The 22,479-nt window shown below is 69.0% G+C and carries 20 protein-coding genes; 9 read left to right on the top strand and 11 right to left on the bottom strand.

From position 1 onward, the window contains the following. Positions 1 to 133 precede the first annotated feature (133 nt). Complete coding sequence (locus tag ACZ5DC_RS36980) at positions 134 to 1,594, bottom strand: BTAD domain-containing putative transcriptional regulator (RefSeq protein ID WP_468660250.1); 1,461 nt, start codon at positions 1,592 to 1,594, stop codon at positions 134 to 136. 1,247 nt (positions 1,595 to 2,841) lie between these two features. On the opposite strand from ACZ5DC_RS36980, the gene ACZ5DC_RS36975 reads away from it, so the two are divergent. After that, positions 2,842 to 3,495: a helix-turn-helix transcriptional regulator gene (locus ACZ5DC_RS36975; RefSeq protein WP_468660248.1), complete on the top strand. Its 654-nt coding sequence runs from the start codon at positions 2,842 to 2,844 to the stop codon at positions 3,493 to 3,495. A gap of 145 nt (positions 3,496 to 3,640) precedes the next feature. Here the strand turns inward: ACZ5DC_RS36975 and ACZ5DC_RS36970 are convergent, their stop codons facing one another. The 9 genes from ACZ5DC_RS36970 to ACZ5DC_RS36930 form a co-directional block, all read right to left on the bottom strand. Further along, the gene (locus ACZ5DC_RS36970; RefSeq protein ID WP_468660246.1) at positions 3,641 to 5,371 is read right to left on the bottom strand and encodes an amino acid adenylation domain-containing protein; all 1,731 of its coding nucleotides are present in this window, start codon (positions 5,369 to 5,371) and stop codon (positions 3,641 to 3,643) included. Continuing rightward, complete coding sequence (sbnB, locus tag ACZ5DC_RS36965) at positions 5,368 to 6,435, bottom strand: 2,3-diaminopropionate biosynthesis protein SbnB (RefSeq protein WP_468660244.1); 1,068 nt, start codon at positions 6,433 to 6,435, stop codon at positions 5,368 to 5,370. The genes ACZ5DC_RS36970 and sbnB overlap by 4 nt, the downstream gene beginning before the upstream one ends. Then, positions 6,432 to 7,418 (bottom strand): 2,3-diaminopropionate biosynthesis protein SbnA, encoded by a 987-nt coding sequence (gene sbnA / locus ACZ5DC_RS36960; protein ID WP_468660242.1) that lies wholly within the window; start codon positions 7,416 to 7,418, stop codon positions 6,432 to 6,434. Before sbnA ends, sbnB begins: the two co-directional genes overlap by 4 nt. A gap of 71 nt (positions 7,419 to 7,489) precedes the next feature. Next, positions 7,490 to 7,813, bottom strand: a complete 324-nt coding sequence (locus ACZ5DC_RS36955; protein WP_468660240.1) for an acyl carrier protein — start codon at positions 7,811 to 7,813, stop codon at positions 7,490 to 7,492. Positions 7,814 to 8,091: 278 nt separating this feature from the next. Further along, a complete protein-coding gene (locus tag ACZ5DC_RS36950) occupies positions 8,092 to 9,345 on the bottom strand; it encodes an ATP-grasp domain-containing protein (protein ID WP_468660238.1) in 1,254 nt (417 codons plus the stop codon). A 61-nt stretch (positions 9,346 to 9,406) separates the two neighbouring features. Then, positions 9,407 to 10,261: an alpha/beta fold hydrolase gene (locus tag ACZ5DC_RS36945; RefSeq protein ID WP_468660236.1), complete on the bottom strand. Its 855-nt coding sequence runs from the start codon at positions 10,259 to 10,261 to the stop codon at positions 9,407 to 9,409. 135 nt (positions 10,262 to 10,396) lie between these two features. After that, entirely contained in the window at positions 10,397 to 11,617 is a 1,221-nt protein-coding gene (locus ACZ5DC_RS36940; RefSeq protein WP_468660234.1) for a beta-ketoacyl-[acyl-carrier-protein] synthase family protein, read from the bottom strand. Next, complete coding sequence (locus tag ACZ5DC_RS36935) at positions 11,617 to 11,847, bottom strand: acyl carrier protein (protein ID WP_468660232.1); 231 nt, start codon at positions 11,845 to 11,847, stop codon at positions 11,617 to 11,619. Before ACZ5DC_RS36935 ends, ACZ5DC_RS36940 begins: the two co-directional genes overlap by 1 nt. Before the next feature lie 40 nt (positions 11,848 to 11,887). Next, complete coding sequence (locus ACZ5DC_RS36930; RefSeq protein WP_468660230.1) at positions 11,888 to 12,904, bottom strand: beta-ketoacyl-ACP synthase III; 1,017 nt, start codon at positions 12,902 to 12,904, stop codon at positions 11,888 to 11,890. Positions 12,905 to 13,143: 239 nt separating this feature from the next. Here ACZ5DC_RS36930 and ACZ5DC_RS36925 point away from each other — a divergent pair, with 239 nt between their 5' ends. After that, a complete protein-coding gene (locus ACZ5DC_RS36925) occupies positions 13,144 to 13,848 on the top strand; it encodes a 4'-phosphopantetheinyl transferase family protein (protein ID WP_468660228.1) in 705 nt (234 codons plus the stop codon). 48 nt (positions 13,849 to 13,896) lie between these two features. On the opposite strand, the gene ACZ5DC_RS36920 is transcribed toward ACZ5DC_RS36925, so the two are convergent. Next, positions 13,897 to 15,228 carry an MATE family efflux transporter gene (locus tag ACZ5DC_RS36920; RefSeq protein WP_468660226.1) on the bottom strand — a complete coding sequence of 444 codons (1,332 nt, stop codon included), beginning with the start codon at positions 15,226 to 15,228 and terminating at the stop codon, positions 13,897 to 13,899. Positions 15,229 to 15,526: 298 nt separating this feature from the next. On the opposite strand from ACZ5DC_RS36920, the gene ACZ5DC_RS36915 reads away from it, so the two are divergent. The 7 genes from ACZ5DC_RS36915 (at position 15,527) to ACZ5DC_RS36885 (ending at position 22,188) form a co-directional block, all read left to right on the top strand. After that, complete coding sequence (locus ACZ5DC_RS36915) at positions 15,527 to 16,462, top strand: 3-oxoacyl-[acyl-carrier-protein] synthase III C-terminal domain-containing protein (protein WP_468660224.1); 936 nt, start codon at positions 15,527 to 15,529, stop codon at positions 16,460 to 16,462. Positions 16,463 to 16,479: 17 nt separating this feature from the next. Further along, positions 16,480 to 17,331: a hypothetical protein gene (locus ACZ5DC_RS36910; protein WP_468660222.1), complete on the top strand. Its 852-nt coding sequence runs from the start codon at positions 16,480 to 16,482 to the stop codon at positions 17,329 to 17,331. Beyond that, positions 17,331 to 18,035, top strand: coding sequence for a hypothetical protein (locus tag ACZ5DC_RS36905; RefSeq protein ID WP_468660220.1), 705 nt, complete (start codon positions 17,331 to 17,333; stop codon positions 18,033 to 18,035). The genes ACZ5DC_RS36910 and ACZ5DC_RS36905 overlap by 1 nt, the downstream gene beginning before the upstream one ends. After that, positions 18,032 to 19,177 carry an acyl-CoA dehydrogenase family protein gene (locus ACZ5DC_RS36900; protein ID WP_468660218.1) on the top strand — a complete coding sequence of 382 codons (1,146 nt, stop codon included), beginning with the start codon at positions 18,032 to 18,034 and terminating at the stop codon, positions 19,175 to 19,177. The genes ACZ5DC_RS36905 and ACZ5DC_RS36900 overlap by 4 nt, the downstream gene beginning before the upstream one ends. Positions 19,178 to 19,286: 109 nt before the next feature. Further along, positions 19,287 to 20,663 (top strand): preATP grasp domain-containing protein, encoded by a 1,377-nt coding sequence (locus tag ACZ5DC_RS36895; RefSeq protein WP_468660216.1) that lies wholly within the window; start codon positions 19,287 to 19,289, stop codon positions 20,661 to 20,663. Beyond that, positions 20,660 to 21,943: a type III PLP-dependent enzyme gene (locus ACZ5DC_RS36890; protein ID WP_468660214.1), complete on the top strand. Its 1,284-nt coding sequence runs from the start codon at positions 20,660 to 20,662 to the stop codon at positions 21,941 to 21,943. Before ACZ5DC_RS36895 ends, ACZ5DC_RS36890 begins: the two co-directional genes overlap by 4 nt. A gap of 8 nt (positions 21,944 to 21,951) precedes the next feature. Next, entirely contained in the window at positions 21,952 to 22,188 is a 237-nt protein-coding gene (locus tag ACZ5DC_RS36885) for an acyl carrier protein (protein WP_468660212.1), read from the top strand. Positions 22,189 to 22,479 lie beyond the last annotated feature (291 nt).

The following is a 22,479-nucleotide window of genomic DNA, read 5'->3' as shown; positions in this document are numbered from 1 at the left end:
TCGCCCTGCTCTGGAGCGGTGAGGTATCTCGCAAGATGGTATGCGACTGCACGCTGTGGTTGCCGCCCCTGTGCAGAGCAGGCCGCTCTTGTCGTGCTGACATCCTTCACGAAAGTGTGCAATCCGTGCGGCTTCAGGACTCGTAGAGGGATGCCAGTCTGTCCGGCGTGCGAAGGGCGACCGCCTTCCACCCCTCGGGGGGCTCGGGACCGATGTGGTAGGCGATGTACGGCTCGCTGGCCCGGCGGGTGCTTTCACATACGCGTACCTGATCCCCCGGAGTCAGCGCCAGGAGCTGGAGACACCGGTCCGACACCTCGCCGACCACGACGGGACGGTCCGGCTGTCCGGGGCGGAAGAGCAGGCACGCCTCGCCCGTCGCCACGGCGACGCGGAGGCGCGTGCGGGTTCCGGCGGTCCACGTTTCGCGTCCGGTGGGGTGGTGAAGCCGGTCTCGCATGGCTAAGGCCGCCTTCACCGCTCGGGTGGCATGGTCTTCGTACGGGCCGGCAGCGCCGAACAGCGCTGAGAAGACCGGCTCCATCGCTCTGCCGATTCGCCCTCCGTACCGCTCGCACTCCTGGTGCACCACCGCCTCGACGGTCCGCATCACGTCCTCGATCGCGGGTGGGTCCTGATCGGGTACGTCACCGCCGGCCCACACCAGCACCATGCTGAGGCGTGTGCGTTCCGGCACCGATCGCCTCGCCGTGTGCGGAAGGGGGACGACCGCGGCCACAGGGGTGAGCCCCGACTCGCTGTGCCCACCACTTTGCTGCGACTCGGTCGTATGGGACGCGTGAACCGCACCGGCACGGGGTAAGGCTGCCCGTCTGTGGCGCGCCGTCTCTCTCGGGCGTGCCGCGCCGGTCCGAGGTCCCTCGACGAGGGCTGTGTCCACGACCGGCCGCGACGGTGGCTCCAGTTCGGGCGCCTGGTCGAGTATCGCCCGCTCGAGTCTCTGCAGCGCCCGTGAGGGCTCCAGGCCGTACTGCTCGACCAGGTCACCCCGTATCCGCTGGTAGACGGCGAGCGCATCGGTCTGCCTGCCACTGCGGTACAGCGCCAGCATGAGCTGGCCGCACAGCCGCTCCCGTGTGGGCTGTGCGGCAACGGCCGACTGGAGTTCGCCCAGCACGTCCGTGTGTCTGCCACGTCCGAGTTCGGCCTCGAAAAGATCCTCCAATGCGCTGAGACGCTCGCTCTCCAGATGATCCAGCTCGGTCCAGCGCAGGCCGTCCTCCGCGAGATCGACGAGCGCGGGGCCGCGCCACAGTCCGAGTGCCTCCCGCAGCACCCGTGCCGCCGACTCGTGAGAGCCGGCGGTCAGGTGGGTCCGGCCCTGTTCCACGGCGTTCTGGAAGCGGAACAGGTCGACGGTCTCCGGGGCGACGCGCAGCTCGTACCCGGGCGTGCGGGTCAGCAGCTTCACCCTGCCGTCCGGGTCGGCGGACGCCAGCGTACGGCGCAGGGCACCCACGGCGTTCTGCACCATCTTCCGTGCGGTGGGAGGCGTGTCCTCTGGCCACAGCGCGACGAGCAGTCTCCGGGTGGACACGACACGATTGGCGTGGAGCAGCAAGTATGCGACCACTCTTCGCTTGATCACTCCACCCAGCGGGACGGGAGCGCCGCCCACGGATACCTGGAGTGGGCCGAGCAGTTCGAAGTTCACGACACCTCACTGTCCGTCTTGCCCGCCATGTGTCTCCCATCCGAGCCACCGAACGGGCCGGTGGTTGCGATCCCGGAGCGGTGCGCGGCACCACGACCGAGGCTGTCGGCCGACAGCCGGTGATGCCTGGGACCGCTCATCCGGACGCTGAGCCCGCGTCGCACTGTGCGGCATGCGGGCCTGGGGGCGCGGTGTCTCATGACGGCATGGTGGATCCTCTCCGCACTCTGCACCGGCGGATCGGCGCGGTACGTAAAGACCTGGGCGGCAGGCCGAGGTTGGTGACCGTGAGGTTACTTGACGCGCCAAACAGCCCACGTGTCGACCTTCCGGGGTTTTCTGTTTTCCGCAACCGGGATCGAGGCGGCGCCGACCGTCGCTGTCCGGGCAGCGTCCGAGGCCGCACGGTACGCGTCCGGGAAGCGTGGCGGCGTCTCGGGGTAACCGCCTGGCAACGCGAGTCGACCATGGTGTGGGACCACGGGGAACCCCGGTAACGGCACGGGAATTGTGGACGTCACGATCCGGAACTGCCGATTCCCGGAGGGTTCCGCACGGCACCTACGGTGGTCACCGTGCTGAGTCAAACGCTCCCCGAGCGGGGCCCGGTTCCCATCCCGGACGCGGCGGCCCCGCTCATGGCCCTGGATCGCGGTGCGTCCAAGACGCGTTCCGCTCAGGTACCCGCTACTGTGACCGGGCCTCCCGCCCCGCAGCCGAGATCGTGTCCGATGCGGCCGGGTCACGCGCGGTCCCAGCGGGTGCTCGGGACCGCGCGTCCGGGCGTGGACGGGGCGGACACGCTCTTCGACGGCCGGACCGTCGCTCCCGGCTGCAGCCGACGAGTGACCGCAGGGGCCGTCGCACCATCCGGAAGAGCGCGTGCGCTACGCGCTCGTCCGTGACTTCACGGACCACCCACTTACCTGGTCGCCCGCCGGGGCGTGAGGCCGGCGCGGTCGTACGAGAGCACCCGCGGCGGCGGAGTGCGGCGCGGCGCGGACACGTCACCATGGCCAAAGCAGTCGGCAGCACTCTCGCGGCCCTCGTCCGGCACGATCGGCCGCTCCGGGTGCGTGCCTGCTCCCCGGCCACCCGCCATCTGTGGCGAACCAGGCTCCAACGCGTGACGAACCCGCGAGCTGGACAGCGGAGAAGGAGGGCACATGCCATCGTCAGGAACACACACCGGAATCGAGACGTATCAGGTTGCGGTCTCGGTGGGAAGCGAAGTGATGCGCTGGGGATTCAAGGCGCTGCTTTCACACATCCCCGAGGTCGCGCTGGTGAGCGAAGCCGAGGTGCTGGAAGCGGCGGACGACCGGCCGGGGCAGGCACGTGTCCTCCTCGCCACGCCACCGGAGTGCCGGAGGCTGGCGACCGCGTCCTTCCCGCAAGAGAGGCGTCCCTTCGTCGTGCTCGTCGATGACGACGACTCCAGCAGGGACGTCGGCCTCCACGGAGACGTGCCGTGCGACGGCGTCATATCGATGGCCGACGCGACCGTCTCGTCCGTCAGGACGGTCCTGGAACGTGTCGTAGCGGGAGAGCTGCCCATGCCCGCGAAACTGGCACGGCAGTTACTGGCGGGCGGTGGCCGCAGACAGAGCGCGGTCGCGGGCTCCTCGGTCGTGCTCACTGCCCGGGAGAAGGAGACTCTGGATCTGCTCGCCCATGGTTACAGCAACAAGCAGATAGCGAAAGCTCTCGCGATCTCCGCCCATGGCGTGAAGCGGCTGGTGGGGGCAGTGATGCTGAAGCTGGGTGCACCGAACCGGACGACCGCCGTGATCATCGCGATGAACGAAGGACTGGTGTGAGCCGCCGGCCTCGGGACGGCAGGGCCGTGTGACCGCCGGGAGCCGGGCCGACCCCGGCGGCCCGAGGGCCACCGGGGTCGTTCGCGTTCCAGTTGCCGGCAACCGGTGCGGCGCCGGCGTACCCCTCGTCAGCGACGCTTCACGCTCACTCGTCATTCATGGCGAGTTCCGCAAGGGCCCGGACGTCGGTCTTCCCGTTGGCGGTGACGGGAAGATCGGCGTGCGTGCGCCAGCGACGCGGAACCATGGCGGAGGGAAGGCGCGCGCTCAGAAAGGCGTGCAGCTCCTCCACCGCCGGGCTGTTCTCCCGCAGGACCAGGTGCCCCACCAGTTCCCGGCCGGTGCCGTCCACCGTGCCGTCGACCGTCACGACGGCGCAGTCCGCCACCGCCTCGTGCTGGCGCAACGTGGCCTCGATCTCGCCGAGTTCCATACGCACCCCGGCCACCTTGACCTGGCGGTCCAGCCGGCCGAGGTAACGCACGAGCCCGTCCTCGACCAGCACGCTGTCCCCGCTGCGGTACAGGCGGCCGGTCGGGGAGTGGGGATCCAGTACGTCGGGGAAGAAGGCACCCCGGGTGGCCCGGACGTCACCGAGGTAGCCGATCCCCGGCGGCAGTCCGCCGACGAACAGCTCGCCGCTCTCACCGGGACGCGCGGCCCGCCACTCGTGCTCCGCCTCGCCGTTGGCGACCAGCACGTACAGCACGGTGTTGAGCACAGGGCAGCCCACCGGCAGCCGCGGTGCGGCGAGGTCGGCCGGCCGCACCGCGTGGTGGGTCACGTCGTCTGAGGTCTCCGTGAACCCGTAGGCGTTGATCAGCTTCGCCGTCGGCAGCGCGGACAGCAGCCGCCCCGCCAGCTGCGGAGTCAGTTCCTCCCCGGTGGAGACCAGACAGCGCAGGCGGTGGAGCCCTGTGTCCTGCCGGGCTCCGGCCTCCGCCAGCCACTCCAGGACGGTCGGCACCAGCTCCACGACGGTGACCCTCCGTTCCCCGAGCCGCCTGACGAGGGATCGGGGGAAGGCCATGTCCCGGTCGTCGAACACCGCGACACATCCGCCGGTCAACAGGGCGGCCGTCATCTGCCAGAGGGCGATGTCGAAGGTGAGCGGCGCGGTCAGGGCCACCACATCCGCCTGGTTCAGTTCCAGGTCCACGATCTTCGCCAGCAGATGGTTCACCATACCCCGGTGTTCCATCAGGGCGCCCTTGGGGACTCCCGTGGTCCCGGAGGTGAAGTAGGCGTAGCGGGGCTCGCCGGGATCCTCGCACCGCGCCCGCAGAGTCGCGGGCCGCACGGCGTCGACGAGGCTCCCGGGCTCCGGCAGCTCCACCAGCGGTACACCGGTGGCCTCGGCCGCGTGCGCCGCGGCCTCGGCGAGGTCCTTCGCCGCGGGAGACCGGTGGTAGGAGAGCAGTCGGCACGCGCCGCTGCGCCGGATGACATCAGTCGCCCTGTCGGCCGGCCAGCTCGCGTCCAGCGGCACGTACGCGATGCCCAGGCTCTCCAGTGCCAGGAACACGATCACCGAGTCCGCGCTGCGGGGCCCGGTGGCCGCGACCACGGTGTCCGGACGCAGACCGCGCTCCGTCAGCCAGGCAGAGACCGCCGCCACCCTGAGCGCCAGCTCCCGGTAGGTGAGGTCCCCGGTGGCCCCGGTCACCGCCGGGGCGTCGGGAGTAGCATCGGCCCACTTCGACACGTGCCCCGCGACCGTGTCACCCACCTCGGCCGGGAGCTCGTCCGGGGTGCCGCGACGCAAGCCGAGCTGTACGGCGAGCCGGGCTTCGGCCGGGGAGATCCGCAGGGTGCCGAGCGAGGGAACGAGATCGCGCACGCCGGTTCCGCCCGGCTCCTGTGTGGTCCTGGTCACGATGGCGTGGCGCCTTCCGCTGCGAGACGAGTGGTGTGGGTCAGCGTGTCCAGTTCGCTGAAGAAACCGTCGACGAGTGAGGCGTCGCCACTGCGCAGGCACTCCCGGTAGACGTACGAGCCCAGTGCGAGATCCAGCACGCCGAGACCGAACGGTGAGAACAGCACGGTCCGGTCGGCGGGCGGTTCAACGGCCCCGGTGAGTACGTCGTGCAGGGTTCCGTGCACGAAGTCCCGCTTGCCCGTGCGCTGTTCGGTGAGGTGGACCGAAGTGTTCGCCTTGAGACAGTGCTCGACGTCGTCGACGATGTTCGTCGAGGCGAGCACCACCTCCGGTGACACGTCCCGCAACGAGATGTGCAGGACCAGCGGTGCGTGGTCGAACCAGGCGGGGTCGGTGACGTGCGGTGTTCCGGCTGTCGTGGCGAACACGACGACGTCGCTGGACCGGATCAGTTCCTCCGTGCTGGCGCACACCTCAGTGACAGCGTCCGTGGTGTCACGCAGGCGATCCGCGAAGACGCCGGCGCGCTGCGCGGACGTGTCGTACACCTGGATCCGCTCGAACGGCCAGTCGGCGGCGGCCAGGTAGGTGTGGATGTAGCGGGCTATCAGTCCGGTGCCGATGAAGCCCACCCGGCCGAGCGAGTGTCGGCCGCGTCCCAGGGTGACGGCGGCCAGCGCGGCCGACGCGGCGGTGCGGCTCGCGCTGATGACGGAACTCTCCAGACAGGCGTACGGATAGCCGGTGGTGAGGTCGTTGAGGATCAGCACGGCCGAGGCACGGGGCAGTCCCGCCTGGACGTTCTCCGGGAAGCTGGAGATCCACTTCAGCCCGGCGGTGTTGACGTCGCCTCCCACACTCGCGGGCAGCGCGATGATCCGGCAGTCCGGCCGATCGGGAAAGCGCAGGAAGTAGGAGGGCGGATTGACCGTGGTGCCCGCCGCATGCTGTCTGTAGGCCCTTTCGACCAGGTCGATGACCTCCCGTTCGCGCCCGGCCAGCGTCCGCTGCACCGAAGCGCCTGGGATGACCGCGAAGGACGGTGATTCGAAAGCGTTCACAGGCCGTTGTCCTTTCTCTGGCCCTCGGGGTGCGGCGAGTCCTCGCCGATGTGATCGCGCACCCACGCGTCGTTGTAGATCGTGTCGATATAGCGCTCGCCCATGTCGGGCGAGATCATCACGGTCGTGAGCCGTCCGTCCGGATCATTGCGCTCGAGCCAGTCCTTGGCACCGCTCAACACCGTCCCGCTGGACCCGCCGAGCAGGTAGCCGTGCCGGGACAGCATGCGGCACATGCGGACCGTGTCGGCCTCCGTGACGTGCACGACGTCGTCGATCAAGGAAGGGTCGACGAGCGGGGGGCGCTCACTGGATCCGAGTCCGGGGATGTAGCGAGCCGCCGACGGTGTCCCGAACGTGACCGAACCCACGGCGTCCACGCCGACGACCCGCACGGAAGCGCCGTTGTCCCGGAAGTAGCGCGCGCAGCCCATGGCGGTACCGCCCGTGCCGACCCCGACGAACAGGACGTCAAGATCGGGCAGTTGCTTGGCGATGCCTGGGGCTGTCGTCTCGTAATGGGCCTGCCAGTGGGCATCGTTGGTGTACTGGTTGAGCCACACGCAGCGGGGATCCTCGTTGCAAAGGCGCCCCACATAATCCTTCCGGGCCCGCAGGAACCCGCCTGTGGGGTGTTGCTCTTCGACGACCACGACTTCCGTGCCGAGCGCGCGCATCATCTTCACGGTCGCTTGGTTGCAGCGCGGGTCCGTTACACAGATGAAGCGCAATCCCTTGCCGGCCGCCACTACGCTCAGCGCGACGCCCAGGTTCCCGGAACTCGACTCCACGAGGATCGAGTCGTCTTTGACGAGACCATCGCGCTCGGCCGCCGACACCATGGACACAGCGGCACGGAGTTTGAGGGAACCGCCGAAGTTGAAGCCTTCACATTTCATGTACAGTCTGCGCCGCAGCACGGAATAGAGGTCGACGTACACGTCGGAGTCGATGAGTTCGTGTGCTGCGGATAGAATGGGCATTTCTGACCTACCTCCTGGGCCACGGACGTGACCGGCCGGCGAGAATTCCCGCCGGCCGGAGCAGCGATCTCTCAGGTGGCGGGAAGCGCGGCGTCGCGGAACGCCTGCCACAGTGAGTCGACGGTCGCGAAAGTGGCCTGATCCAGCGCCTCGTCGGGCAATTCCCTGCCGAACGCCTCTTCCAGTTCGGCCAGAAGGCGAACGGTGCCCAGGGAATCCAGTCCGAGATCCGCCAGAGCGCTGTCGCCGGTCAGTGGACGGTCCTCGACGTAGGGCAGGTGCCGACGCAGAATTTCCTCGTACTTTCCGTACTCCGGCGCGGGGTGGGTCGGACCTTCCGTGGCGGACAGTGAATGGTCATGCATGCGAACGTAGCCTTCTTCCAGCCGAGTCATGGGTTGAATATGCAGGGGAACAGTGAGTTTTCGGCTAACGCGGGCCGGGCAGCAATATGCGCTCTTATTCCTCGGAATCAATCTAGCCGTCGTACGCATCCCGCGGGATCTCCACAACACGGCATACCCGTCACGGTAGGGGCCATGGTGCCCCTGGGGCGGCGCCGGCGGACCGGGTCGTGGATACGAACGCGGGCGCGCGCCGCACCCGTGGACAGGGCCGGGCGCCATCCGGCGCGCGCGTGCCGGAGGGGAGCGGCGGTCGTCCGGACCGAGATCTACGCGTACGTGATCCCCAGCGCCATCAGTGCCGAGTCGATGTCCTCGAGCGCGGTCCGGTGGTCGGCCGCCTCACCGAGAATCAGTCCGATGTGCCCACTGGTGCCCCAGCGCCAGTCGATCGGGGCTCCGGCCTCCACGAAGGGCTGGTACCGCACCCGCGGGATCGGGGCGACCGCGTCCGGCCCGGCGATCGAGACGAGCCGTGTGGCTTCCTGTGGCGGCTGGACGAAGTAGACGTACGTGACCTGGTCGAGGAGCGCGGGCAGATCGCCGGCCGGCAGCCCCAGCGCCATGCGCAGGGCAGCGGCCGTCATGTCGTAGCGCCCTCCCGTCGCGCGGCGCAGCAGCTCCGTCATGTAGCCGGGAGGCCGGCCGTTGACCTCGATGATCCTGGGACCGGTGGGAGTCAGCTTCATCTCGGTGTGCACGACCCCGAGGTCGATGCCGAGCGCCCGGATGGCCGCCTCGGCCAGGTCCCTGCACCGTGCCTCCACTTCGGTGGCCACGGTGCTGGGCACGAACAGACCGCGCTCGCGGAACGGCGAGATGAGCGGGAACTTCCCCGTCACGCACAGGTGGCGGATGTTCGTGCCCTCCACCACCGACTCCACCGACAGGAAGTCGCCGAAGTCGGGGCCCGCGCAGCTGCTGTCGCCTTCCAGCAGCTCCTCCACGACGAACTCACGGAAGGTCCCGGGCACCGTCCTGACGCGTTCGGCCTGCTCGGCGCTCCACTGCTCGGCCTGGCCCACGGTGTCGAGACGTACGGTGTCCACACTGCCCGCTCCCTGACGGGGCTTGACCACCACGGGCAGCCCGATCTCCTGGACCACGGTGGGCAGTTCGGCCAGATCGTCCAGGGCCGCCGAGCGCACCACGTCGACGCCGGCCGCGGCGAGGGTCCGCCGCAACGCCAGCTTGTCACGGCACGCGGCGGCCGTGGCGACCGACAGGAACCGGTATCCCGCTGCCTCGGCGATCTCCGCGGTGCGCACCAGCTGGCGGTCGTTGAAGGTGATGATGTGCTCGATGCCCAGCTCGCGCAGCACCTTGGCGGCGCTCACATGGTCGACGCCGGCCAGGTCGACGTGGCCGTCGGGCACCGTGGCAGGGTCACGGTCCGCCGGGTCCCGGTCCACCACGAAGATGGGTTCGCACAGCCTCCGGCTCGCCCTGACGACTTCGAACGGGCTCGCCGACCCACCGTCGTAGAGGACGGCTACCCGTGGCTTGGAATGAGTGGACTGCATGGACACTGGATATCGCTCCCGAAGGGTGGGCGGGGAAGAAGAGCAGGCCGTCGGGGCCGGGTCACATCCGTCCCGACGGCGTGGGGGAGGCGGCCGTGGCGTCCTCGGTCAGGAAGGTCCACAGGGCCCTCTCGGTCGCGGACGGCCGCTCCAGCCACGGATAGTGCCCGGCGTCGTCGATCAGCACCCGCCGCACCAGCGGCAGGGCCTCCACCAGGCTGTCGGTCACCGCCGGGGGCTGGTTGTCGTGACTGCCGTGCAGGACCAGCGTCGGCACCCCGAGCGCGGAGCATGCCGCCGTCAGCTGCTCCTCGGTGAGGCCGGCCATCGCGTCGGACAGCACCTTCTCGCACTCGGTGTTGAGCAGGAAGCACGGATCGGTCAGCCGGGCGGCGAGGGCCGGGCCGGTCTCGCGGTCGGCGAACCCGAACGACAGCCGCCAGACCAGCAGTTGCCGGTCGCGCTCAGGCGACGCGGGAGAGCGCAGCACGCGATCGATGCGGTCCAGATGAGGACCCATGAGCGTGCGTATCCTGCGCCAGTCGGTATCCCTGGGCCGCCCGAGGCCGGTGCCGGACATGTAGACCAGGCGGGCCACGCGTTCAGGCCGGAGGAGCGCGTAGCGCAACGCAAGGTTGGCGCCCCAGGAGTGGCCGATCAGAGTGATCCGCTCGTGGCCGAAGTGCCGGCGCAGTTCATCGAGGTCGTCCAGGGTGCGCTCCAGGCTGTACGGGCCCGGCCATGGGGAGCGGCCACAACCGCGCTGGTCCCAGCGATGGGTGGTGAAGCCGGGGGACAGCGCGTCCGCCAGGTCACCGAACATGTCCCACAGCCCCGGTCCGCCGTGAACGAACACGATCGGCTCTCCCGTGCCGCGGGTCGCCGTCCACAACCGGCATCCGTCGGACGTCGTCACGCAGTTGCTCATCCTGCCTCTTGTCGGTGTAGGAGTGGACCTTGGTGTTGACGGGCCGGCGGCCACCCGCCGGCGGCCCGTCCGGCAGCGGTGCGCCGGCGCCGCGGACGCGGCGCTCGGACGAGCCCCGAAACGTCAGGGCGGGCTGATGGCGACCACGGCGTTGTTCCCGCCGAAGCCGAAGGAGTTGCTCAGCGCCAGGGGCACGCGGGCGGGGGTACTCGCGGTCGGCACGTTGATGTGGATATCGGGGTCCATCACCTGAAGGTTGGCCGTCGGCGGGATGAGCCCGCGCTCGACCGTCAGGACGGTGAAGGCCGCCTCCACGGCTCCCGCGGCGCCGAGCATGTGCCCGGTGACACCCTTGGTCGAGGTGACGTGCGGGTGATGGGGGAAGTTGCGGTCCAGCATGGTCGCCTCGGCCAGGTCGTTGTGGCGGGTCGAGGTGCCGTGGGCATTGATGTGGGCGACATCGCCCGGCGTCGCGCCGGCCTCCCGCAACGCGGCGTGGACCGCGGCTTGCGCACCGAGACCCTCGGGATGCGGGGAGGTGATGTGATGGGCGTCGGATGAGGCGCCGTAGCCCGTGACCAGCGCCCGCACGCGAGCGTTCCGGGCGCGAGCGTCGGCGAGCCGTTCCAGAACGAGGATCCCGGCCCCTTCCCCCGCGACGAAGCCGTCCCGGTCCGCGTCGAAGGGCCGGGAGGCTGTGGCCGGGTCGTCATGACGCTGGGAGAGGGCCTTCATCTTGGCGAAGCCCGACATGTACAGCGGGGCGATCCATGCCTCGCTGGCGCCGGTGATGGCGATGTCACAGCGGTCGAGGTTGAGCAGGTCGCGGGCCACGCCGATGGCTGTGGTCCCGGAGGCGCAGGCCGTCGCCGTCACCATGCTCGGGCCTGTGGTGTTGAATTCCAGGGACACGATGCCGGCGACCATGTTGTGCAGGTGCTTGGGCAGCAGGAGCGGAGAGACCTGTTCGGGGCCCTTGCGGTGGAACACGTCGTACTGTTCGTGGTAGGTCGTCAGTCCTCCGGCGCCACAGCCGAGGATCACCGCCACCCGGGCACCGTCCCAGGTGCGGGGGTCGAGCCCGGCGTCCTGGACAGCCTCCTGGGCCGCGACCACGGCGAATTGGGTGACCGGGTCCATGCGGCGCGCCTTGCGGACCCCCAGCAGCTCGGTGGCGTCGAAACCGGGTACGCGACTGTAGAGGCGTACGGGGCACCCGTCGAGCTCCGGGTCGACCGCGGCGGTGGACTTTCCGTTCGTGACGGCGTCCCAGCTGGCCTCGACGCCTATACCACCAGGTGTGACCAGGCCCAGACCGGTCACCGCGACATTGTTGGTCGTCATCAGACGTTCGCACTCCGCTGTTCCATCAGACGGGCGAGATCTCCCATGTTGTTCATGCCGAACAATTCGCTGTCGCTGATGGAGATGTGCAGGTCGTTCTCCAGGAACATGCACACCTCCACGATGGCCAGCGAGTCCAGCTCGGTGTCCTCGAGGGTTGCCGAAGGCTTGATCACCTCAGGATCGACCCCGAGCCGTGTGACGAGCAGGTTTTTGAGTTCTTCGAACATCACGAGTCCTTGTCCTTGGTTGTACGGGTTCGGCATGTGGTCAGACGGAGGGGAGATCCGGCCAGGCCAGCGTGGCCGCCCCCCAGGTCAGACCGCCGCCGAAGGCGGTGAGGAGGACCTGCTGGCCGGCGCTCAGCCGACCGGCCTGAGCCGACTGGGCCAGCAGGAGGGCGAGCGACGCGGCTCCCGTGTTTCCCACCTGCTCGATGTTGGACAGCCGCCGTTCGGGCGGGACGCCCAGCCGGGTGGCCACCGCGTCGAGGATGCGGAGGTTGGCCTGGTGCCCGGCGAACCGGTCGACGTCCGCGGAACGCCATCCGGTCAGTCGCAAGGCCTGGGTCGATGCCTCGGTCATGCGAGCGACGGCGTGCCGGTAGGTGACGCTGCCGTCCATGCGGAAGAACAACTCGCGCGCAGACGGCTCCCTGCCGGACGCTCGTTGCCGGGAACCGCCCGCAGGCACTTCGATCAGGCCGCTGTTCTCGCCGTCGCTGCGCAGCACGATCGGCCCGAGGGCGCCCAGCTCGTCGGCGCGGCCGGCGCGCAGCACCGCCGCCCCCGCGCCGTCACCGAAGATGACGGCCGTGGAGCGGTCCGAGGGATCGATCAGGGTGGAGAAGGCATCGGCCGTCACCAGGAGGACCCGATCAGCGATGCCCGAGGCGATCAGCCCCGACGCCGTGGCCAGTCCGTAGAGGAAACCGGAGCACACGGCGGCGATGTCGAAGGCCGGCACCTCGTGCAGCCCGAGCCGGGCGGCCACGTCGGGCGCGGTCGCCGGGCAGGGCCTGTCCGGTGTGGTGGTGGCCAGTACCAGGGCGTCGACCTCACTCGTCCCGGCGGATTTCAGCGCCTGCTGGCCCGCCTGGACGGCAAGGTCCGACGTCGCCATGCCCTGCGACACGATGTGCCGGGTGGCGATACCCGTACGTCGGCGTATCCATTCGTCACTGGTGTCAAGTCCACCGGCGATGAGATCCGCGTTGCTGACTCGGTGCGGCGGCACGTAGGCGCCGATGCCGGCGAGCACCGCTGTGCGCTTCGGTGGGAAGGTCATGTCTCTTCCTTGCGGCCGGTGATGGGCGGGCGCGTGCCCCGGGGCACGTGGGAGCCGAGTGCCGTCGTGGTGCACGGGGCGACCCCGGGCCATCCGGCGGTGAGTGGTTGTCGTCCACCAACATGACGCAGCCGCACGACGCGTACCAGCACCGGGAGTGCACCCGAAGAACCTGGACAGATTGCCAGGCCCGAAGCGGTTCGTTGTCAGCTTCTGCCGAGCCGACCTACGTTGGCCAGGTGGAAGCACGCTGTGATCAGGTGGAGATCTGGCGCATCGACCTGCGCCCCCCGGGCGTAGACGCGCAGCGATTCGCGAGGCTGCTGAGCGACGACGAACGGGGGCGCTGGGACCGCATCGCCGATCAGCAGATCCGGGAGCGCTACGCGGTCGCGCACGGAGCCAAGAGACTGATCGTGGCGGACCTGCTGGGTGTGCCGCCGCACGAGCTGGAATGGCACAGAGGCCCTCATGGGAAACCCCGCCTCGTCGGATGCGGCGGCGTCGTACACACCAGCCTGAGTCATTCACACGAGCTGGCGCTGCTGGCGATCGCCGGTCGCGAGGTGGGGGTGGACGTCGAGCGGATCGCCACCAGATGGGGCACGGTCCCTCCCGTCCGGCTCTTCCCCGCACCGGAGGCAGCGGCCGTCGCGGCCGCGTCACCGGCGGAACGCGCCGCCCTGTTCGTGCGGTTGTTCACCCGCAAAGAGGCGTGTGTGAAGGCCGCCGGCACGACCTTGCTGCCGCACGGCATCCGGCTGGGCACGGCCGGTGAGGCTCCCCTGGTGGTGGCCGGACCGGACACGGAGCAGTGGTACGTGCGAGACGTCGCCGTCGCCGAGGGGTACGGCGCTGCCGTCGCGCTCACCGGGCACGAGAGGTTCGAGGTCCGGGTACGGCAGTTCTCGCCCGCTTCCCCGGCCACGGGCGAGTCGACATGACGCACCCGCCGGCAGGCGGGTGAACGCTCCGTCGTACCGCCCGCTCCCTCAACCGGCGGAAGCGGTGATCCGGCGCATGTACCGCAGGGCGTAGAAGGGCACCACGAGGCCGGCGAAGTTGGAGTAGGCCACTACCTCGAAGAAGCCTGTGGCTCCGCCCAGCGACCCCGAAAGCAACGCACTCGCCAGGACGATGGCACCGAAGTAGACGACGTTGAGCACGAGGGCCCGCACGCCTGCCCCGATCTCCTCCAACACCGTCAGCGCCATCATCACCGGCCCCTGGAACGCGTAGGTGAGCGCGACGGTGCTCAGGTAGGAGCCCGCTGAGGCGGATACGTCCGGATCGCCGCTCAGCAGCCCCGCCACCGGGTGGGCCACCAGCCACAGGCCCACGGCGATGAGCGCGTAGACCACGGCCGAGACTTCCAGTCCGCCGCGCATGGAGGCCCGCGCACTTGCTGCCTCACCGGCCCCTCGCTGCTGGTTGATGATGATCGCGGTCGTCGTTCCGATGACCGCGCCCGGCAGCAGCACGAAGTTCTGCAATGTCGTGGCCACGGAGAAGCCGGCCACCGCGTTGGCGCCGTAGCGTGTGAGCACACCGAGCACCGCGAAGTTGTATCCGGATATCACCAGCAGGGACGCGGCCACCGGCAGGCCTATGCGCCGCAATCCCGCCAACGCTTCGCTGAGTCTGGCCTGTGCCGCGGCCGACGGGTGCCACAACTCGCTGCGCCGGACCATGCCGAGCCCCACGCACAGCCCCACGACCGCTGCCACGCCCTGGCCGATGGGCACGGCCGCGACACCGATCCTCGCGCCGAGTCCGAGCACGGCCACACACACGACCTGCAAGGTCGCGGTGAAGACGCTCAGCACAGTGGCCTTCCGTACGTAACTGTGGCCCCGCAGGCTGGAGGCGCACAGCTCCGGTCCCATCGCCAGGATTCCCACGGCGCTCGTCCAGCGCAGGAAGGAGACGAACGAGGACTGCACCCCCGCCTCGACATCGAGCGCGTCGGCCAGGAGCGGGGCGCCGACGGAGAGCACGACGCACAACGCCGCTCCGCACACGCACCACACACGGGCCAGGGCCAGTGCATGTGCCATGGTTTCCGTCGGGCGGCACCTGCCTTTGCTGGTCGCGGCGGCGACCTGGTTGGTGACGCTGAAGGCCACCGTGAGAGCCAGCAGCAGATAGCTGACGGGCTGGTACAGGGACCTCACATACACGGCGTGTCCGCCCATGCGGCCCAGGATCACCACAACGCCGACCTGTGCCAGGAAGTTCGTGGCCTGGGCGGCGAAGAGGGGGAGCGCCATGGTGACGACGCTCCGGCGTGCCTGGACCTTCTCCAGTTGAGCAGTGCTGCGCACGTGATCCTCCCGGGTCATGGGTGCGGACGTGGGCCGGACCGCTGTTCAAGGGATCTTCGCGGGTGGGCCGCTGTGGTTCCACTCCCCGTGGACCGCTCGAAGGACGTGCGGAAATGACATGCCGGAATGGGCACATCGGCGGTGGTGCGCGCGGACCTGGGCAAGGCGCCAGGCGGACGCGGGACACACGGCACTAGCCGAACGTGCAGGTATTTGGACCGCCCGTCGGCCGCTATCGCACTCCGGACGCCTCTCGGATCCTGTAGCGGACACATACCTATGACGACCGGAGGCACCAGTGACGTCCCTGGCGGCGGTATCGGCCTACTTGCCTTCCCACATCGAACCCGTGGTGGAGTACCTCAAGGGCTTCGGCCTCAGCGACCGTGAGATCAGGATCTACAAGCAGTACTACGGCTTCGGCGAGGTCCGTTCGGACCCCGATCTCGGCATGGCCGGTCAACTGATCGAGGCGGGACGGTCGTTGCCGGAGTTGCGGGGCAAGGAGCACCTGGTCCGTTACATCGTGCAAGCGCGGACCGTTCCCGTGGCCGCGCCCTATCCGATCAATCCGCTGCACGAGGCGCGGGACGCCCTGGGGCTGTCGAACGCACAGGCCCTGACACTCAACCAGCAGGCATGCGCCTCCGTGCTGATGTGCGTGGAGGTCGCCGGCCGACTGCTCGCCGAGGACGGCGACCCGGATGCCCTGGCACTGGTCTTCGTGGGCGAGAAGACGTTCACCGACGACGCTCAGGTCCTCGGCGTCACCGCGGTGATGGGGGAAGGGGTGGCGGCGATCCTCGTGCGCGCCGGAGAGGGCCGGGACAGGATGCTGGGCTTCGCCTGTCGCACCTACGGCCAGTACTTCCGCGGCGCGCGGATGACCCCGGAGGACCACGAGGAGTGGGGGACCCACTACACGTCGGCGCTGACCGAGGTGATCGAAACCGCGCTGGACCGGGCCGGGCTGGACGTCAACGACATCGACTTCATCCTGCCGCACCACGTGAACCGGCTCTCCTGGCTGAAGGTCCTGAGCGCCCTCGGGATGAAGGACCGCGAGCGGCTCTTCACGGAGAACCTCTCCAAGGTGGGGCACTGCTTCGGCGCCGATCCCTTCATCAACTACCAAACGCTTCGGGCGGGCGGCCGGCTGCGCCCGGGCCACCGCTACCTGATGACCGCAGTGGGACTGGGTGCCACCTTCTCCGCCATGGTCTTCGAGCACTGACCGAAAGGAACGCACACGTGTACATCGGACCGAAGCCGGACGATGAGCGGACCGGACTGCGTCTGGCCCGTGTGGACCACCTGACGTTCGACGAGCGAGGCTCCTTCGACGAAGTCGACCGTCATTACTTCAAGGATCTGTGGGAGCTGTACGGTTTCCCCTGGGACGACGCGTACTTCGACGGGGGCCGCGTGTCGTTCCTGGACATGATGAACGCCGTGGCCGAGCGTCTGGGGCCGCTGGCCGAAGGCCTCGACGTGGCGGTGCTCGCCAATTCGGTCCCCGACTCCCAGACGACCTTCGCGCTTCCCTACTTCGAGCACAAGGTGGGTGGCATCGGTACGGTCTTCGCGGTTTCCGACCAGGGCGGTGCCACGCCGTTCACCGGCCTTCGACTGGCCGGCTCCACCCTGCCTGCGGGGGACAACGGGCGGAGCCTGGTCCTCATCATGGACCAGACGGCCGTGCTGTCCGGGCCGCCGGTCCCGCAGGACCTGCGGCCCACGAAGGACACAGCCGTGACCTTGCTCCTGGAGCGGGACGGCGGGCTCGGCGTCCCGGAGGTACGGCAGCGGGTCTGCGCGTCCGCGAGCGAGGTCGTCAGCTCCCTGCGTGAGGCCGCCGGCGGCGCCGAAGGTGAGCCCCTCACCGTTGTGTGCCGAGCGGAGGCAGCGCCGTACTGGGCCAAGACAGGGGTGGAGGCGGAGGTCGTCCTCGCCCCCGAGGGGCAGCCGTGCACCGGGCTGTGGGCCGCGCTCGCCGACGTCCACGAGCAGCGACCGCCGCACGGCGGGAGCATCCTGCTGGCCGACTACGACGAGCGCCTCGGATATGTGAGCACCTGTGTCCTGACCGCCGGGGGGGCGTAGTGACGAACCATGTCCGAGTCGCCGCGGACACCGGCGCAGACGTGGACTCGTTCGGCTACGGTGACTGGGCGGAGGACGACTTCGAGCACCCGGGGCCCGACAGCGGACCGATCCGGGACCTCGCCACCTTCCACGTCCGCGCGGCCGGGCCGGGTGCCGCGCTCTGCGGACCGGGCGGACAAGCCCTGGTACCGGCCCGCTCGCTCGAGTCGATCGAACACCTGCGGAGCGGTACCGAACATGTGGTACCGATGAACCAGATCCGGACAGTCGGCGTCCTGCCCGTACTGGAGGACGTGGCCGTGATCTGCCTGCGCGAGGCACCGCCAGCGGATGCCGGGACCGCGCCCGGCAGTGTGCTGGAGCTGGCCAGGCTGCGACACGCGTGGTCGCGCCGGCTCTTCACGTCGGCCGCCTCGCGTCTGGCCGGACGGAGCAACGGCAGTGGGCGGCTCGTGGACCAGCAGTTGGTGAGGGGAGCGCTGGCCGATGCCGCCATCGGTCAATGGGAGACGGAAGCGGCCCTCGCCGAAACCCCGGCCGACTCCCGTGACCTGGAACTGCTGCACGACCGGATCACCGAGACCGACCGCATTCTCCTGAGACTGCTCGGCGCCCATGGCTTCACCGTGGCAAGCCCGGGGCGTACGGCACACCTGTCGGAACTTATCGCCGACACGTATGTGGGAAGGGCTGACTCATGAGCGAGCTCGACGGCCGTCTGGAAGCGCTGCGCGGACTGGGCCGCGAGTTCGCCGACACGATCCGCTCGTCCGCCCTGGACCTCGACCGGGATCCCTCGCTGATCCACAAGTGCGTCGACTCGGACTTCACGTGGAAGATGACCTTCCTGCACACTCCGCCGGCCTACCGGCCCGGCCCGCTCGTGTCAGGAAAGCACCGCTTCTACCTCGAGACGACCCTGGAGAAGGTCGTCTTCCTGATGGAGGCGGCACGGGGCGACCTGGGTCTCCTGCTGGGTGCCCCCGGAGCCTCGCTCTCCGGTCCCATCGTCGCCGCGCTGGGCGACGACCGTCAGCAGGAATGGTTCTTCGGCCGGCTGGCCGCCGAGCCGACCTGGACGTTCTTCGCGCTCACCGAACCGCGTGGTGGCTCCGACACCCGTGGCATGGCGACACACCTCACCCCCGACGAGGAGCGGGGCGGATATGTGCTCGACGGGGTGAAGCGGTACATCGGCAATGGTGCACGGGCCCAGCTCGGCGTGGCCTTCGCCAAGCGCGGCCGTGGCCCTCTCGCGGCGACGCCGGTCCTGATCGACACCTCGGAGCCCGGGTTCGACGCCGTCCCCGTTCCCACCCTGGGGCTGCGTGCTGCCGAACTGAGCCAGCTCACCTTCGACGGCCTGCACGTCCCGCCTGAACGGCTGCTCGGCGCCCACCTGTCGGGAACGCGGGGCGGCATGTGGGGGTGGCTCCGCTCCTTCAACCTGTTCCGTCCCCTGGTGGCCGGCTACGGCGTGGCCATGGCCCAGGCCGCGTACGACTACGTCGTCGAACACCGGAAGGGACTGGGTCCGGTACGCAGCGACGCACTGGAGCGCATGCGGCGGGAGATCGAGTCGGTACGGAGGCTGACGTTGCGCGCCGCCGAGGCAGTCGACCGGGATCCGCTCCGCGGCGAGCCGGCCTCCGCGGCGAAGGCCCGGGCAGCGGGACTGGCCGAACGCGCGACGCGGTACGCCGCCGACTGCTTCGGCCCAGGGGGCCTGCTGGAACATCCTTACCTGGAGAAGCTCGTCCGGGACGCCCGCGCCATCGAGTTCATGGAGGGCACCGGAAACATCCAGCGCATGAACGTCGTCAACGGCGCGCTGCGGCGGTAGGACACAGCACAACCACGCGAGCAGGCACGGACATGCGCGGAGTAGACAAAACTCCATGCCCGAACCGGCCGATTGCCATACTGGAAACGAGAGACCTAGGGTCCTGATTATGCGTGATACAGAGCCAGCATTTCTCGCCCGTCTGCGCAAAGCATTCGAAGTGGCGCCCGCCGCACCGCTGGTATTCCTCGGGAATTTCGAGGTCGAACGCCAGTGGGGAGAAAATGAACTTGGTCTTCCCACTTTCAACTCCCAGTCCTCCGACGTGCTGGTCAACCGGATGGACGAGTTCGCGCTGACTCTGGCCGGGCCTGACGACGTCGTCATCCTCAAGCAGCGGCCGGATCCGGACTACGTCAGCTACCTCGAGTCGCTCGGCTGGCGCTCCCCCCGGATCCTGACCCCGGCAGACAGCGATCCACGGCAGGACGTCACGGCGGACGCTCTCGCCGACAGCGGGCTGCTGGAGGAGTTGGCCGGCCTGCGGAGCCAGGGCGCCGTGATCATCGCCCATGGGGTGTCCGCCCGTGAGGAGCTACTGGCCGAGCGGACCGGACTCCGGCTGGGAGCCCCGTCCGCGGCGGTGTGCAAGGCCGTCAACAGCAAGATCTACAGCAGAAGGCTGGCTGACCGCCTCCAGCTGCGCCAGCCCGCGGGCCAGTGGTGCGACAGCCTGGACCGGTGGCGGGAAGCGGCGGAATGGGCGCGGGCCGTCCTGCGGGGCGGCGGCAAGGTCGCCGTCAAGGACGCCTACGGCGTCTCGGGCAAGGGCATCCTCCAGATCACCGAGGAAGCCAGGCTCGACCAGCTCACCAGAATGTTCGCCAGCCGGAGCGAGCGGCGTTCGGACGACAGGCTCAGCGTGGTCGTCGAGGAATGGGTGCCCAAGAAGGCCGACCTCAACTACCAGTTCACCGTCGGCCGCGACGGCTCCACACGGCTCGACTTCGTGAAGGAGGCGCTCACCGAGAAGGGAGTGCACAAGGGACATCTCGTTCCCGCGCGCATCTGCGAGGCGGACCACAAGGAGATCGATTCGGTCGCCCAGGGCGTCGGGGAGGCACTTGCCGCCGACGGGTACTTCGGTGTGGTCGGGATCGACGCGATGGTGGACCCCGAGGGCGGCCTGTACCCGCTCACCGAGATCAACGCGCGCAACAACATGTCGACCTACCAGGAGTCCCTCCTGGAGAAGCTGGCCCCGGCAGGCGGAACCGCGCTGGCCCGGCACTACGACGTCGTCCTGCGCCGGCCCCTGCCCTTCGCCGAACTGCGGACCGTCCTCGGCGACTTGCTGCTCGGTCCCGACAGCGGCGGTGCGGGCCTGATCGTGAACAACTTCGCGACGGTCGGCTCAGGGCTCAGCGCCGGGGGCTCCGGGCGGCTGTACGGAATCATGCTCGGCACGGATCTGGATCAGGTGAATACGTTGGACAACCAGGTGACTGAGGCTTTGACCCAGTGGCAGGAGGGCGAATCAGCGTGAACGGCAGTCCACCCGACGTCGGAAAGTTCCAAGGAATCACCGCGGAGGAACTGGCCGATCGGTTCGGCACTCCGTTGTACGTCTACGACGCCGACACGCTGGCGGCCCAATTCCAGGGCCTGCGGTCGGTGCTGGACGAATCGGTCGAGATCTTCTTCTCGATGAAAGCCAATCCGAACATCGGCGTCTGCCAGGTCCTGCACCGGCTCGGGGCCGGCGCGGAGGTGTCGTCGCTCGCGGAGCTGACCACCGCCAGGCTCGCCGGGGTCCCCGCCGACCGCATCATCTTCCTCGGCCCCGCCAAGAGCGCGGAGGAACTCGCCGCTTGCGCCCGAGGAGAAGTGGGACTGCTGATCGCGGAGTCCCTGGTCGAACTCGACCGGTACGACGCCCTGGTCGCGGCGGAGGGCACGGGCCCCGCACAGGTGCTGCTGCGGGTGAACCCCGAGTTCTCCATCAAGGGAGCCGGCCTGACGATGGGCGGCAAACCCCGTCAGTTCGGCATCGACGAGGCGGAACTGATGGCCTGTGGTCCGGTGGACGGCCGGTGGCCTCACCTCAGGATCGTCGGTATTCAGGCGTACATGGGCACCCGCATCCTGGACGAGTCGGTGATCAGCACGAACACCGAGCGCATCCTTGAACTCGCCGAGCGGGTGACGAGGCGACTCGGCTGCCCGATGGAGATCGTCGACGTCGGCGGAGGCCTCGGCGTCGCCTATTTCGAGGGCGAGCGAGACCTGGAGACGAAGGTACTGGCCGAGGAGATCAACGCCGTCGTACAGGCCTTCCGCGGTCGTCACCCCGACACCCGGGTGTTCATGGAACTGGGCCGTTACCTGACGGCGACAGCCGGCACGTACATCGTCAAGGTCAGGTACGTCAAGGAGTCCTTCGGGGAACCCTTCGCCGTGGCGGACGGCGGGACCAACCACCACATGGCGGCCGTCGGTACGGGCTCCTTCGTCCGGCGCAACTTCCCCGTCGCACTGCTCAACCGCACCGCGGACGTCGACGAACGCAAGTGGAACGTCTCCGGACCGCTGTGCACGCCCAATGACCTGCTGGTCAAGAAGGCAGAGCTGCCCCCGCTGGAACCGGGCGACCTCATCGGTATCACCAGGTCCGGCGCCTACGGCCCGTCCGCGTCCCCCGGGCTCTTCCTGAGTCACGGATACCCCGCCGAAGTCATGGTGCTGGACGGGTCCGCCCATCTGGTGCGGCGGCGGGACACGGTCGAGGACCTGTTGGACAAGCAAATAGCCATGGACATCGATTAGGAGTTGTGATGGTTGAGGAAAAGGACATCATCAAGGTACTGGAGCAGGTCCTCGGCAAGGACCTGCCCGACGCCGGCAATCAGACCAGGCTGTTCGAGGACCTCAGTCTCGACTCGACGGCCGCCCTCGAAGTGCTGATGGCCATCGAGGAGAGCCTCGGGGTCGCCTTCGACCCGGAGTCCCTGGAGCCGGAGCACTTGAACACGGTGGGTCATCTCACGGCGTTCATCCGCTCCCAGAACTGATCCGAACGCCCCGTCTCGCAGGCTCCTCGGCCTGCGAGACGGCGGCGTGCGCCACGTCCGGAAACGGCGACGCCTTCCGGACCGTGAACCTCACCGGCCCATCCAGGGCAGGTGACCTGCCCGCCTCCGAGCACGCGTTCCACTGTGGCAGCCTCCGGTTAGGAGCCGACTGAATGACCGGCCCGAGGGCCTTTCGCCCGATCATCCCGCATGCCGCTGACACACGTACGATGCCGGGATGAACACAGCAGGTCACTGGGAGGCGACACCGCGTCGAGGCCTGGAACTCAC

This window comes from Streptomyces sp. NPDC031445, assembly GCF_055581365.1.
Note: the sequence above shows the minus strand (reverse complement) of the source record. Positions and strands in the feature narration are given on the sequence as shown.